Here is a 15,051-nt window from a genome sequence, read left to right on the forward strand (position 1 = left end):
AGCATTTTATTTCTTAAGATAAATATCTAAACGAGAAAAACAATGATAGAAATTACAATATCTAATTGCAGTAGTAAATATATATATCAGTGTAAAATAATAATATAAGGAAATAAGTAATTTATGTCATATCAATATGTTTATGAAATGGTTGGTTTAAGCAAAATTATAAATGGTAAACGAATTTTAAAAGAAACAAATTTATCATTTTTACCAAAAGCTAAAATCGGTATAATAGGTCCAAATGGAGCAGGCAAATCGACTTTATTAAAAATAATGGCAGGTATTGATAAAGAGTTTGAAGGTAAAGCAACAGCTAAAATTGGTATAAAAGTAGGATATTTACCTCAAGAACCGTATCTTGATGCTAGTAAAAATGTTTTTGATAATATCATAGAAGGTCTTCATGAAAAGAAAAAACTTATTGATGAATTTAATTATATAAGTAACAAATTTGCTGCTGAAATTACTGATGAAGAAATGCAAAAGCTTTTTGATAAACAAGCAGAATTGCAAGAAAAAATAGACAATTGTGATGGATGGAATCTAGAACGTGAAATAGAGATCGCAATGCTTGCTTTACGTTGCCCACCAAAAGAAGCAGATATTACAAAAATTTCCGGTGGAGAAAAAAGAAGAGTGGCTTTATGTAAATTGCTTTTAGAGAAACCTGATATGTTGTTACTTGATGAACCTACAAATCATTTGGATGCAGAATCAGTTTCTTGGCTTGAAGGTTATTTAAAGCATTATGAAGGTACTGTAATAGTAATTACCCATGATCGTTATTTTTTAGATAATGTTACAGAATGGATATTAGAAATAGATCGTGGAAATTGTATACCGTGGGAATCAAATTATAGTTCTTGGCTTGAACAGAAGAAAAAAAAATTAGCTTTAGAAAGTAAAGAAGACGATGATAGAAAAAAACAATTGAATCGTGAACTTGAATGGATTCGTCAAACTCCAAAAGCTAGACAATCAAAAAATAAAGCACGTATTACAGCATATCAAGAATTATTAAATAAACAACAAGAACAAAAAACTGATCCTACTCAAATAATTATACCTAACGGACCTCGTTTAGGGGATCTTGTTATTGAAGCAGAACATATAGCTAAAAAATTTAATAATAAAATATTGTTATCAGATTTTAGTTTTAAAGTTCCACGTGGAGCTATTGTAGGAATTATTGGACCGAATGGAGCAGGTAAATCTACTTTGTTTAATGTTATTACAGGTAAAATAACACCGGATAGTGGTTCTATTAAAATTGGTCAAACGGTAAAATTAGGTTACGTTGATCAATCACGGGATCATTTAGATGATAATAAGACTATATGGGAAGAAATTTCGGAAGGTCTAGATGAATTACAACTTGGTAATAGAATAATTAAAAGTAGAGCTTATTGTGCGGCTTTTAATTTTAGAGGCGGTGATCAACAAAAAAAAGTTGGACAACTTTCAGGTGGAGAACGTAACAGAGTACATTTGGCAAAATTACTAAAAGAAGGAGCAAATGTTATATTATTAGATGAGCCGTCTAATGATTTAGATATTGATACGTTAAGAGCACTTGAAGATGCTATTTTAGATTTTGCAGGTTGTGTATTAGTAATTAGTCATGACAGGTGGTTTTTAGATAGAATAGCCACTCATATTATATCATATGATAAAGAAAATAATGCTACATGGTTTGAAGGAAATTATCAAGATTACCATGAATATATGCTAAGTACTAATGGGGAAAGTATTTTAAATCCAAAATATAAACATAAGAAATTAATATAAATATGTCTTTAACACAAATATTATTAATTTTGTTTGTAGGAATATTGGTAACAAAACCGCATGATATTTTTATAATTATTAAAGAATTTAAAAAAATAAAAGCGTATTTAATTAATATTAAGTCGTCTATTATAAAAAATATAGATGAGCCGTTAGAAACAGAGCAGGTAAATTTTTATTTAAAAAAAATTATTAACCTAGAAGGTTATTATCATGGTAATTATGATTTAACGACAATAAAAGAAAAATATTATACGCTAATAATTAACAATGACTTAATAGAAAATGAATCAACACCTGATATAACAGAGAAACACTAATCCGTGCCTCGCTCAATTAATTAAATCTAAGAATTATGCAAAAAGTAGTAAAACTTAACAATATTAAAATAGGAAATGATTTACCGTTTGTTCTAATTGCAGGACCTTGTCAGATTGAAGGCAAAGATCATGCGTTGTTTATGGCAGAAAAACTTGTTAAATTAACTAGCAAGCTTGAGATTCCATTTATTTATAAATCTTCTTTTGATAAAGCTAATAGAACTTCCGTAAATGGGATTAGAGGACTTGGTATTGAGAAAGGTTTAGAAATTTTATCAAAAGTAAAATCTGAATTCGATTGCCCTATTGTTACTGATGTTCATTCAGAGAATCAATGTACCAAAACAGCTGAAGTAGCAGATATTTTACAAATTCCGGCGTTTTTATGTAGACAAACCGATTTACTCCAAGCTGCAGCAAAAACAGGTAAAATAGTAAAAGTAAAAAAGGGACAGTTTTTAGCTCCGTGGGATATGAAAAATGTACAAACAAAACTAGAAGCTTTTGGGGTAAAAGATATATTATTTACAGAGCGTGGTGCATGTTTTGGTTATAATAATTTGGTATCTGATATGCGTAGTCTTGCAATAATGGCGGAGTTAAATGTACCTGTAGTTTTTGATGCGACGCATTCCGTTCAGCAGCCTGGAGGGCTAGGAGGTAGTACTGGCGGAGAAAGAAAATATGTAGAGCTGCTTGCAAAGGCAGCAACTGCTGTAGGTATCGCCGGTATGTATATGGAAGTACATCAAGATCCAGATAACGCTCCAAGTGATGGTCCATGTATGATTAAGTTGGATAATCTAGAGTCCATTCTTATCAAACTAAAAAAATATGATAAAATTACAAAAGAAAAATAATCTTAGAGATTATCTGTAAATAAATGTTAATTAGTGCAGAACTTCACCAATTCATCTTTAAATCCTTGTTGTAAATTTACTTATTCAGAAAATTTTTTAAAATAGTATTAATATTTATTTATTCAACTTATAGATTAAAAATGTTTTCATTTGTATAAATGCAAATAATTTAATAGGTATAATAATAATTATTATGTGGAATCAAATAAAGGCAGTTGGCAGTACATTGCTTGGTAGCCCCAAACAGGAACGAGGTTTTAAAAATATAAATGATTTTTTGACGGAGTATTTTAATAATATTTTAGAACAAAAAAACACTCCAAACTTAACTTCGTTCTATATTTAATGAAATATTAGTAAAACCAAATAGCGGGCTTGCAGAGTTTATCCAGGTAACTGCTTTGGATTTTAGTAACTACCCCTTTATAACGGAAGATATACAATATATAGCAAATTATTTAAGGAATAATAAGACTATCGAGCGAGTATTTTTGGACAATTGCGGTATAATGATAAGCAAGTAAAAATTTTAGCCGAAATATTTAGGCTTAACAAAATAATAACTAAACTTTCTTTAGTAAGTAATAAAGCAATCACTAATATCGGAATAAAAACTTTATTAGAGATAAAACATAATAATCAGCATAAGTTAGTAGAATTAAAAATCTCTCCTAATTTTAATGATAATTCAGAATTTCAGCTCGTTTCCGAAATAGATATTTTAAATGAAAATTCTGTAAATGCATATTTAAAGAAAACAAAAGCTCGAAACCTCGATTCTGAAATCGAAAATAAAAATTTACAACCTCTTAAAAATTACCATGAATTGGAAAGACCGTTCATAAAGAACGGTAATAAGCTTTTAAAATTAATTGCAGAAAGCCATAATGAAATTACTAAAACAGGAAATATTATAAATAAACTAATTGTAATGGTAGGGATGAACGGAGTAGGGGCGACTACTCTTAGTTGTTTTTTAAGCGGACAAAAATTAGAAGAAGATGAAGACCGCTCTTTATATGCGAAAGAACCGGAATATAATGAAAAAATACATCATCAAGCAAATAATGGATATAAGCTTGTTAATAATTTCTTTATATCTGATGATGAAGGTGGAATTAATATTATAGAATGTCCGGGGATTCATAATAAACCTATAAATTCTATTCAAACAATTCTTAATTTATATATTTACCGGCAAATATTAGAATTAGCCGAAAAAGTTAGATTTTCAGTCGTAATTAGAGATAATAGTGCAAATGATGTTGTTGACTCTACATATCAACAATTCACTAATATTTTTAGAGATAGTAATGGCCAGTTAACTCTGGAAATTAAAGAACAATTAAAAGATGCTGTATCTTATATAATTTCTGTTGCTAATTATAAAACTAAAGAAGAAAAAAAAGCTAAAATTAAAGTAGAAGAAAGTAAACTCCGTAAGGATGCAAAGCGTCAAAATCTAGATGAAGGACAAAAATTTATAATTGAAGAGCTAGGAAAATCTGTAAATTTATTTAAAAAACCTAGCGGTGATACTAAATCTTTTCTAGAAACACTTGATACTAAAGATTTTTTTATTGTTATAGATGCTATTTCGTTAGTAGTTAGAACAATCGCAAATAATGAAATAGAAGCAGAACGAGAACAAATTTTTTCTTATATCGAGGCTATTTTCAGAGTAAAAATGAAGAAGAAAAAAATGCTAATATTGTTCTAATAGATGAACGGCAACGTAAAATCTTGGATGTACTTGCTCCTTCCAAAGATACAGGAAATGTTCTACCTAATTCTGTTTCCACAAATTTTGCTACAACTATAGAAGTTATTTCTCAAAGTAAAAATGAGGAAGAAAAAAACACTAATATTACTGTAATAGATGGGCAGAAACATCCTGATTTGGATGTACTTGTCCCTTTTCCAAAGACACAGGATATGTTCTGCCTAATTCTGCTTCCAATACAAATTCTACGTATGTTTACCAAGGAGGTTAACAGAACAAAATTTTTCAGCGATACACAGACGCTAGTAAATGATTTTGTACCACTGCCAGAGCCGCAAGCCATAGAGTGGCCAAAAGTACAACAAAATCAAAATGAGCAACTACCTAATGATCAAAAAGAATTAACCAAACAGAATGATGATACGCAGCCTTAAAAACAAGAAGAAGTTTTAGTTCAGCTGCAGCAAACACAGCAGCATCAACCACCACCGCTGTCACCGGAAAACAGCCCACTTCATACTGTAGAAAATATACAAAAACCGGATTACTGGTATACTAACGATGATATAAAAAATATATTAGAAGCAAATATATACAAAAATAAATTCTCTATAGTTACTCATGTTGATTTAGCACATCCTGAACAAGTAAGAGAGGCACTTAGCGAGGGAGTATATGAGGATTTAAAGAAAAAAGGTAAAGTTGTAATTTTTAATAGCTCAACAAGCCCAAGAACAACATGTTTATATTAACGTAGATAGTAACGCTTCAGATGACGAAGATAATAACGGTAATAATAATGAAGTAGCCCGCCTTCCTTATGGTGATAATGGTGAAGTTGATGGGCTTGGTATTGTCTCTCAACATCTAGAAGTTTGACGTTGCGATGTCATTCCTGCGAAAGCAGGAATCTAGAAAAAGGTATACATACAGCAAATTTTTGAAATTAAAAGCTCGATTTATCTCGCTTTATGCTGGATTCCCGCCTACGCGGGAAGGCATTGTTGTGTGGACCGGTAAACCTACTGTGTTACCCCGTGGTCAAGCTACGGGATGACACGTTACACCGAAAAAGAATTACCGCAGCCGCATTTTGCTTTAGCTTGCGGATTACTAACATTGAAATATGAACTGCCGAGTTCCTCTATAAAATCTAAAGTACAATCTAGCATAAATTTTTGAGAGATAGGATCAATAATAATTGTAGCATTATGTTTAGTAATGACATAATCATCTTGCTCTATATTATCTTTTGAGACTAGTTCGTAATTATACATAAGTCCTGAACAACCGCCGCTATCAACAGAAACTCGCAGTACTAAATTCTTATCTTTTTCTAGCTCTATTAACTCGCAAACTCGTTGAAAAGCTCTATCCGTAATTGTTATCGTCACCAAAATTACCTTGTAAAAGTCTTGTAAATTATATAGTATAATGAATATTTTTTCAAGATGGCGTTGTGTTGAGGCTACCAAATCGTCATTGCGAGGAGAGGCAAAGCCTCGACGTGGCAATCTCAGGAATTTTATACTGTTTTCTAGATTGCCACGCTCTCTACGTTCGCTCGCAATGACGATTTGGTAGCCTCAACACAACGCCTTTCAAAATAAAGGATAACGATGCTTGCTTCATACGCTTCTGATCCTCTTAAAAGTAGGGGAAGATTATATAAAGAAATTCCTACCTCTTATAGAAATGAGTTTGAACGTGATCGTGATCGCATTATTCATACCAATGCATTTAGGCGTTTGCAATATAAAACTCAGGTTTTTATTAATCATGAGGGAGACCATTACAGAAATAGGCTAACTCATTCCCTAGAGGTTTCGACTGTTGCACGTTCGGTTGCTAATACTTTAAACTTATCAAGTGATTTAGCTGAGACAATAGCACTTGCTCACGATCTTGGGCATACGCCTTTCGGTCATGCGGGAGAGAGAGCTTTAAATGAATGTATGAAAGAGTATAACGGCTTTTCCCATAATGCTCAATCTTTGAAAATATTAACACTACTTGAGAAGAGATATGCCGCTTATAACGGAGTAAATTTAACATGGGAAGTTTTAGAAGGAATCGTAAAACATAATGGTCCTATTACTGCTGAAGTAAATGAATATATAGCAGAGTATAATAAGCAAAATGATTTAGAACTGAGTACTTACGCATCAGCAGAGGCTCAAATAGCAGCACTTACCGATGATATTAGTTATATTTCGCATGATTTGGAAGATAGTATCGGTGCTAAAATTATCGATTTTAATAGTCTTGCTGAGCTTAAATATATTGACAGCTACGTTTTTGAACTCAAGTCAAAATTTAAGAATATTAGCTCCTCTTGTCTGATTTATGAGGTAGTACGTAAGCTAATGCATGAATTGATTACCGATTTATTATGGCAAACAAAAGAAAATTTAAATAAAGAAAAAATTACTAATATAGACGAAATACGTAACTTAAATTATCAGATAGTGGATTTTACCGAAAAAACTAATGACCGTATTAAGGAAACTAAAAAGTTTCTGCATGAGCGAGTTTATAAAAGTAATAAAATTACGGCCATCAGCCTTAAATGTACTAAAATTGTTCAAGGTCTGTTTAAGGTTTATATGGATGATATTAATTTATTACCGGTTAATTGGAAAATGCTAATAGACTCTAATGAAACATATAGTAAAACTAGAGTTATTGCCGATTATATAGCAGGTATGACCGACCGTTTTGCCATTCAAGAATATAATCAGCTTTGTTCGCTGAATTTTAATAATATCTAAAAACTTAATTATGAATATATTTAATCAATTAAAACAAGATATAATTGCGGCAAGCAGGCAATTATATAATAATCAAGAAATAGCAAATAATGCTACTATTGAAACTCCGAAAGATAGTTTTAACGGTGATTTATCAAGTAATATTGCAATGATTATTGCTGCTAAAGAAAATATTTCTCCTCGGGAAGTGGCTTTAAAGTTTAAAGAAATTCTTATAACATTACCTTATATTGCAAGTATAGAAATAGCAGGACCCGGCTTTATTAACTTTACTATAAAAGCCGAAACTTGGCAGATAGCAATTAAAGATATTCTACAGCACGAAGAAAAGTTTTTTGAAATTGATATAGATAAAAGCAGAAATATTAACATCGAGTATGTTTCGGCAAATCCCACCGGTCCAATGCATATAGGGCATGCTAGGGGTGCGGTATATGGTGATGTGCTAGCTAGAATTTTGCAAAAAGTAGGTTATTCCGTTACAAAAGAATATTATGTTAATGATGCGGGCTCACAAATAAATGATTTAGTTAGTACGGTATTATTACGTTATAGAGAAGCTCTGGGCGAGAAAATTACTATCCCTACCGGTTTATATCCAGGCGAGTATTTGATTCCGCTTGGGCAGATTTTGGCGAAAGAATACGGTAATAAATTATTAACGATGGATGAAGCTGAAAGGTTCAAAATAGTCAAAAATTTTGCCGTAGAAAAAATGCTTGATTTAAATAGAAAAGATTTAGCAAACCTTGGCATTAAACATGATATATTTTTTTCTGAACAGTCATTGCATGATAAAGGCGAAATAGAGGAAACGGTGAAATTACTTACCGGTATGGGGCTGATTTATGAAGGAACACTCCCTGCTCCTAAAGGTAAAGTTCACGATGAATGGGATAACAGAGTTCAAAAATTGTTTAAATCTACTAACTATGGTGATAGTCAGGATCGTCCTATAGAAAAAGCTGACGGAAGTTGGTCTTATTTTGCTTCCGATCTTGCATATGCTAAGGATAAAATAGATAGGGGAACGAGTCACCTAATTTATGTACTTGGTGCTGATCATAGCGGATATGTTAAAAGAATTGAGGCAATAGTTAAGGCTCTAGGCAAAGAGCAGGTTAAAGTAGACGTTAAAATCTGTCAATTAGTCAATTTTGTTGAAAACGGCGTACCGGTTAAAATGTCAAAACGTCTTGGGAGCTTTGCTAGTGTACAAGATGTAAACCATGAGGTAGGGAAAGATATCATAAGATTTATGATGTTAACAAGGCAAAATGATAAGCCGCTTGATTTTGATTTAGTAAAAGTGAAAGAACAATCAAGAGAAAATCCTATCTTCTACGTACAATATGCTCATGTAAGAACAATATCGATTTTATCGAAAGCTATGGAACTAATGCCTAAATCTTATAATGACTTTGAAGAAGGCAAGTATGATTTATCGCTGTTATCGTCAGAAGAAGAAATTGAGATCATAAAACTTTTGGCTAGCTGGACAAAAACATTAGAAACATCTGCAAAATATTTTGAACCGCACCGCATTGCATTTTATTTAGTAAACTTAGCTTCAAAATTTCATTCTATGTGGAATTTTGGTAAAGAAAATAGCGATTATAGATTTGTAATTGAGAGCAATAGAGAATTAACTACTGCTCGTCTTGCTCTTGCAAGTGCCATACAGAAAGTTATAGCTAGTGGTCTTGAAGTGATAGGTGTAGAGCCTATGAGTAGGATGTAGTTAGTTGTCATCGTCATTGCGAGCAGCCGTAGGCTGCGTGGCAATCTCATGAAGTAATACTCCTGAGATTGCTTCGTCAAAACTGACAGTTTTCCCTCGCAATGACGTTTTTCTATTATCAAATTACTAATTATGATCAATAATATTTTTGTTAAAATATTTCTAGTGTGTTTAATATGTATATCCGCTATTTATTTTGGTTATCAATATTACCAGAATAGCAAGCCGGTAATTACTATTTATCCTGATGAGCTGCCTACAAAAATAAAACCGTCTATAATAGAAAATAACCAAATAGCAGCAGTACATAGTAGTATATATGAAAATCTTATTGCTAAAGATACAAATATTAAAACTGTAAAATTGCTTCCTGACCCTGAGAAACCTATGAATATAGATTCTCGTAACCAAAGTCAAAGTGATGAATCTTTTGATGAAATATCTAACCTGATTGCATTAATAGAGCCAAATAGTAACTCCAAAAATGAAACGGATTTAAATATCATAAAGCGTGAAAAAGGGAGTAAAGCTAATAATATTAAGAACTGTAATAATTATAAGAGCTATAAAATACAGCTTGGTTCGGTAAAATCTGAAACGGAAGCAATGCAAGAAGGGGAAAGAATAAAAAAGAAATTCCCAAAAATTCTTAAAAATGTTGTTATTACAACCAAAAAAGTTAAATATGACGACGGCAAATTTTTCTATTTAATCTTAGCCGGTGATTATGGTAGTCTTAGTCAAGCCAAAGCGGTTTGTAAGAAACTAGCTTATAATAAGCAAAGTTGTGTGTTGAAGTGATACTTTAGTGTCATACCGTGGCTTGTCCACGGTATCCAGTTAAAAATACTAAAATTATTAGTATTTTTATTGTTTTTATGGACCTCGTGGGTTTTACTGGTCCACGCAACAATGCTACGCGGGAATAACAAACGATCCATGCAACAACAACTGCTTGTAATGACTATAAATAAAAATTAAATAACTTATGAAAGAAGCTAAAATAGAAAATATTGACTTTGGTAATGCGTTATCGGAGCGTTATCTTGCTTATGCGTTGTCAACGATTATGTCACGTTCGCTTCCTGACGTACGCGATGGACTTAAGCCTGTACATCGTAGGTTATTATATGCAATGCTACAGCTAAGGCTTGAGCCGAATTCCGGTTATAAGAAATGTGCAAGAGTAGTCGGTGACGTAATCGGTAAATATCACCCGCACGGTGATGTGGCAGTTTATGATACTTTGGTACGCCTTGCTCAACATTTTTCGCTTCGTTATCCTTTAATTGACGGGCAGGGTAATTTCGGCTCTATCGATGGCGATAATGCAGCAGCTATGCGTTATACCGAATCACGCATGACGGAAATATGTACTTTATTAATGGTAGATATTAATAAAGATACGGTAGATTTTCGCCCTACTTACGACGATTCAGATTTAGAACCGATAATAATGCCAGCAAGTTTTCCGAACTTACTAGCTAACGGTTCGGAAGGTATAGCAGTCGGTATGGCAACCAATATACCGCCGCATAATTTACATGAGTTATGTGATGCTCTAATGCATTTAATCGACCACCCGAAAGCTGAAATTAACGATATAATGAATTTTATCAAAGGTCCTGATTTCCCGACCGGCGGCATAATTATTGATAAAGCCGAAGTTATAAATGCTGCATATACTACCGGACGTGGTAGTTTTAGAGTGAGAAGCAGATGGGAGAAAGAGGAGCTAAGTTACGGTACATATCAGATAGTCGTAACCGAGATACCTTATCAAGTTCAAAAATCAAAACTTATAGAACAAATAGCGATATTACTAAAGGATAAAAAAATCCCGCTTGTTAGCAATATTAGAGATGAATCAACCGACATTATAAGATTGGTTATAGAGCCGAGAGATCGTAGTTGTGATCCACAAATCGTTATGGAGTCTCTATTCAAGCTAACGAATTTAGAAAGCCGTATTCAGCTAAATATGAATGTGATCGGTAGTAATAACGTGCCGAGAGTAATGAATATTTTAGAGGTTTTACAAGAGTTTTTAGCTCATAGACAAAATATTGTTACTCGCAGGTCAACTTATCTTTTAAACAAAATCAAGCATCGTTTAGAAATTCTAGAAGGTCTTAGAATAGCTTATCTAAACCTTGATGAGATAATTAAAATTATTCGTGAAGAGGATGAGCCGAAAGCGATAATGATGGAGCGGTTTAAACTAACCGAAATACAGGTAGAAGCGATATTAAATACAAGGCTTCGTTCACTCCGCAGGCTTGAAGAGCAGGAAATTATTAATGAGCATAGTAATTTGCACAAACAACAAGCTATATTAGAAGAAATTTTAAATAATCCTAAGGAACTATGGAAGGTAGTTAAGAAAGAAATTAAAGCAGTACAAACGAAATTTGGATTAAATACCGTAATAGGAGCTAGACGTACAAGCTTTGAAGAAGTAACGCTTACGAATCAAGTAGTTGATATAACGGCGTTTATTACTAAAGAGCCGATTACTATTATCTGCTCAAAAATGGGGTGGGTGCGTTCGTTAAAAGGTCACAATAATGACTTATCAACTATTAAATATAAAGAAGGTGACGCAGAGAAGTTTATTTTAGAAGCTTATACAACCGATAAGATACTAATAGTAAGTTCGGAGGGTAGGTTTTTTACTTTGCTTGCCGATAATATTTCTAAAGGTAAAGGAACAGGAGAATCTATAAAGCTGCTTGTGGATATAGGCAATAACGATATTACTAATATTTTAGTCCATAAACCTGATCAGCTTTTATTACTCGCAAGTAGTGTAGGTAAGGGGTTTTTAGTTAATTCAAACGAAGTAATGGCTCAAACAAAAACGGGAAAGCAAATTATGAATGTACCCGATGGTCATGCATGTATAGCTTGTTTACCTGTAAATGGGGATAGTATTGCTTGTATCGGTGAGAGCCGTAAATTATTGGTATTTAATATAGATGAAATACCGGAAATGAAAAAGGGGCAAGGCGTAACGCTGCAAAAATTTAAGAATGCAAAGTTACTTGATATTAAAATATTTAATAAAGAAGATGGCTTAGGTTGGAACAACAATGGAAAAGTAAAACTTGAGAAAAACATAATTGCATTTTTGGGAAAAAGAGGCAGTACCGGTAAATTACCTCCTATGGGTTTTCCTAAAAATAATAGATTTTCATCATAATTATAATAAAGATTGAGTGTATACAAAAAAACAGCATATTGTACAAGCGAATTATCTATAAATTCGCTTGTATCGTTCTATTATTAAAAGTTTTTAAATTCATCTTACCTATTTAAATTAATAGATGTTACTATCTCCTACTCCTATAATATCAACCTAATTATCCTGATGACTTTCCTCTAACTGATAATATGTAAAATCTTCATTATTATTACCGAAAAAATTATAAGCCCCGGTTAAGAGCTTATTACTATCTTTAAAAAATTGAATTATAGTAGAACAATCCTCTCTAATTGTATCTATTAAAGGTTTTCCGATACGCCATAAGTGCTGGTACCTTTATTGCATCAAATTTGCTTATAACGTGGTTGGGGCTTGAAATTTTTTTTAAGGTAAAACCTATACTCATTAAATAAGGGATTGCAGTAATATATTTATCTATAATATTACTTGTTTCCATCATGTTTTTAAATACGTTTAATATAGGAGAGAAAAAATTTTCATTGTCCTCTGATGCGGATTTTTCGATGTTCTGAGTTACATCTATCTTTATCTTGAGAGAATTATCCTGTTTCATATTAAAAAACTTCAATGCTGCCTCAAAATCCCCGTCTTTTGTATAGACTTTCTGAATATTTAAAGCATGTAATATTGTAAATATTTTTTTAAGTTGGAACTAGAAACAAAATTATATGCATCTTTAAATAATAATTTAGAAGCGGTTGCATATCTTGTAACTGCTTTTAATCCATTTACAAAGGAATATCTTGAGCTTGTAAATTGAGCATGATTCATAGTGTTACTCCTGTTTTAAAATAATAAAAATCATATATCACATGATTACCATATATTATGGTTGTATCACAATATATGGTAATTAAAGAAAGTCAATATCTAAAAATAAAAAAAGTAAAATATATAATCTTATTTAATCAAAAGGCAGTATAGTACGAATTTTTTAGGATTCGCCGATACTTATGTAATTTATGCTGTGTAGACCAACTTTAAATTCATCTTGGCTGAGTAAATGATACAACATAATTTGACAAGAATTAGAGAGCTGTAAGCTAATAGAATGGGTTTAAAGATTAGCAGAAGATAAGACAAGATTATTACAACAATGGAAAATGGAACTATAAAATTTATTGATAATTCAATTAAGAAAATGAAATAATCAAGGCATAAGATTGCTCTAAGCCTTGATTATAATAGTAATGGGAATTAATTCGTAAATAATTAAAACTTAAGTTTTGTACCTATAAGACCAACAGTACCTCGTGTTGTTTTACTAGGTGTTTCAGGGTAATATACAGGTTTACCTTTAGCTTGGAAATGAGAAATTTCAGCATATGGTAATAAACCAGGCATGATCTTATATTCAGTAGCTAAGCTTACAGCATCGACGGTGTTTTTATATCTTGAAGTTTTAAGATATTCAAGACTTGTTTTTATAGGTCCTTGTCCATAAGCAACTGCTCCATTGTAATAATAGGTATCACGACTGACTTTATAATATTCCTTAGCGGTTAAGCTTTTACCTAAATTACCGTAAGAAGCTCCACAAGAGAAATTACCATAAGTAAATACGGCTCCAAGATTATATGCTTTTAAATTAGAAAGCTTATAGGTATTCAATACTTCTATTACCTTAGTTCCTTCCATTTTAGCATGAACAAGACGACGAGCAGGTTTACCATACTCTCCGGTAACGGATAATTTTAAGTCTGCATCTTCGCTAATTTCATGTTCATAAGTTAAGCCGGCAGAAAAAGCATCTCTAATATTCTGATTTATAGTCATAGTTTCGCCGTTTCCTAAGGAAACCGTCTTTATTCCGGTTCTAGAAACACTAACTCCGTTTCTTCCTGAGCTTTCAAGCGTTAAATTATTTATATCTTTGTTACCACCCGTATTAGCAGTATCGGGAGTATAAGAGATACCGGCCTGGAAGCCTTTCATTTTAGGTGTGAAAAAGTTGAGTCTTCTAGCTTTTTCAGTTTTTTCATTGACTTGATCAAAAGAGTTCGAGTATGATTCAAGATAAAAGCTAGCACTAGTATCGAAATCCGGTTTTAAACCGTTATACCTCATATATTGACCATTAAGTAGAGCATATCTATACCATCCTCCGGTACCTGCGGTTACTTGAGAGCCAGTAACACGCAATTTAGCACTTGCATCGACAGGAGAGCCTAATTCTACTTTACCGTAACTAGTTTCAATAAAGATATGTGATCCGTTATAACTTGCAGAGGTTTTTGCTCTTGTAGTAGGCTGAAGCACTATTTTAGCACCTGCTATTACATCATTGATAGTTTTAGAAATAGTTGCCGCAAACGCTGCTTCCGTGTAAAACCCTAGCTTTTTCCTGTTATCAGTTACATTCTTATCAAATAAAATTAAATGATCCTGTTTAATATAACCGCTTTCAAATAAATAAAATCCTTCTAATTTTATTTCAGTATCAGAATTAGAAATAACAGGTGTTGGATTTTCTTCGGCAAGACCAGCCGATGCAAGGCAAATAATACTTGCAGCTAATAATAATTTTTTCACTTTAATAAAGCCCCCATAAACTTAAATAATAAAATTTACTAATACAAAATAAATATTTTTAGTATTAATAAATATAAATCAACTACA

15 protein-coding genes are annotated in these 15,051 nt (G+C 32.2%); 11 read left to right on the forward strand and 4 right to left on the reverse strand.

Going from position 1 to position 15,051, the window contains the following annotated elements:
- Positions 1–123 precede the first annotated feature (123 nt).
- From ettA to BN1174_RS11730, 6 genes are all read left to right on the forward strand, one after another.
- On the forward strand, positions 124–1,791 hold the full coding sequence (gene ettA, locus BN1174_RS04390) for an energy-dependent translational throttle protein EttA (RefSeq protein WP_040256799.1): 1,668 nt from the start codon (positions 124–126) through the stop codon (positions 1,789–1,791).
- A 2-nt stretch (positions 1,792–1,793) separates the two neighbouring features.
- The gene (locus tag BN1174_RS04395) at positions 1,794–2,111 is read left to right on the forward strand and encodes a DUF2672 domain-containing protein (protein ID WP_040256801.1); all 318 of its coding nucleotides are present in this window, start codon (positions 1,794–1,796) and stop codon (positions 2,109–2,111) included.
- A gap of 35 nt (positions 2,112–2,146) precedes the next feature.
- Positions 2,147–2,971 (forward strand): 3-deoxy-8-phosphooctulonate synthase, encoded by an 825-nt coding sequence (gene kdsA, locus BN1174_RS04400; RefSeq protein ID WP_040256803.1) that lies wholly within the window; start codon positions 2,147–2,149, stop codon positions 2,969–2,971.
- 193 nt (positions 2,972–3,164) lie between these two features.
- Positions 3,165–3,317: a hypothetical protein gene (locus BN1174_RS09945; protein ID WP_156138484.1), complete on the forward strand. Its 153-nt coding sequence runs from the start codon at positions 3,165–3,167 to the stop codon at positions 3,315–3,317.
- Positions 3,318–3,470: 153 nt separating this feature from the next.
- Entirely contained in the window at positions 3,471–4,691 is a 1,221-nt protein-coding gene (locus BN1174_RS07895; protein WP_052454736.1) for a hypothetical protein, read from the forward strand.
- Positions 4,692–4,714: 23 nt separating this feature from the next.
- Positions 4,715–5,128, forward strand: a complete 414-nt coding sequence (locus BN1174_RS11730; protein ID WP_231555798.1) for a hypothetical protein — start codon at positions 4,715–4,717, stop codon at positions 5,126–5,128.
- 627 nt (positions 5,129–5,755) lie between these two features.
- Here the strand turns inward: BN1174_RS11730 and BN1174_RS04415 are convergent.
- The gene (locus BN1174_RS04415; protein WP_040256805.1) at positions 5,756–6,088 is read right to left on the reverse strand and encodes an iron-sulfur cluster assembly accessory protein; all 333 of its coding nucleotides are present in this window, start codon (positions 6,086–6,088) and stop codon (positions 5,756–5,758) included.
- Between the two features lie 40 nt (positions 6,089–6,128).
- On the opposite strand from BN1174_RS04415, the gene BN1174_RS09950 reads away from it, so the two are divergent.
- From BN1174_RS09950 to parC, 5 genes are all read left to right on the forward strand, one after another.
- Positions 6,129–6,278: a hypothetical protein gene (locus BN1174_RS09950; RefSeq protein WP_156138485.1), complete on the forward strand. Its 150-nt coding sequence runs from the start codon at positions 6,129–6,131 to the stop codon at positions 6,276–6,278.
- A gap of 35 nt (positions 6,279–6,313) precedes the next feature.
- Entirely contained in the window at positions 6,314–7,465 is a 1,152-nt protein-coding gene (locus BN1174_RS04420; RefSeq protein WP_040256807.1) for a deoxyguanosinetriphosphate triphosphohydrolase, read from the forward strand.
- Positions 7,466–7,475: 10 nt separating this feature from the next.
- Positions 7,476–9,206, forward strand: a complete 1,731-nt coding sequence (gene argS / locus BN1174_RS04425; RefSeq protein WP_040256809.1) for an arginine--tRNA ligase — start codon at positions 7,476–7,478, stop codon at positions 9,204–9,206.
- 132 nt (positions 9,207–9,338) lie between these two features.
- The gene (locus tag BN1174_RS04430) at positions 9,339–10,007 is read left to right on the forward strand and encodes an SPOR domain-containing protein (protein WP_040256811.1); all 669 of its coding nucleotides are present in this window, start codon (positions 9,339–9,341) and stop codon (positions 10,005–10,007) included.
- A gap of 187 nt (positions 10,008–10,194) precedes the next feature.
- Positions 10,195–12,408, forward strand: a complete 2,214-nt coding sequence (gene parC / locus BN1174_RS04435; protein ID WP_040256812.1) for a DNA topoisomerase IV subunit A — start codon at positions 10,195–10,197, stop codon at positions 12,406–12,408.
- A 289-nt stretch (positions 12,409–12,697) separates the two neighbouring features.
- Here the strand turns inward: parC and BN1174_RS11735 are convergent, their stop codons facing one another.
- The 3 genes from BN1174_RS11735 to BN1174_RS04445 all read right to left on the reverse strand — a co-directional run bounded on the left by BN1174_RS11735 (position 12,698) and on the right by BN1174_RS04445 (position 14,964).
- A complete protein-coding gene (locus BN1174_RS11735; protein WP_231555799.1) occupies positions 12,698–12,985 on the reverse strand; it encodes a hypothetical protein in 288 nt (95 codons plus the stop codon).
- Between the two features lie 59 nt (positions 12,986–13,044).
- On the reverse strand, positions 13,045–13,203 hold the full coding sequence (locus tag BN1174_RS10845; protein WP_008579542.1) for a hypothetical protein: 159 nt from the start codon (positions 13,201–13,203) through the stop codon (positions 13,045–13,047).
- A gap of 441 nt (positions 13,204–13,644) precedes the next feature.
- Positions 13,645–14,964 (reverse strand): porin, encoded by a 1,320-nt coding sequence (locus tag BN1174_RS04445; protein WP_040256814.1) that lies wholly within the window; start codon positions 14,962–14,964, stop codon positions 13,645–13,647.
- Positions 14,965–15,051 lie beyond the last annotated feature (87 nt).

The sequence above is a fragment of the Rickettsia hoogstraalii genome (genome assembly GCF_000825685.1).
In the GTDB taxonomy this organism is placed as follows: domain Bacteria; phylum Pseudomonadota; class Alphaproteobacteria; order Rickettsiales; family Rickettsiaceae; genus Rickettsia; species Rickettsia hoogstraalii.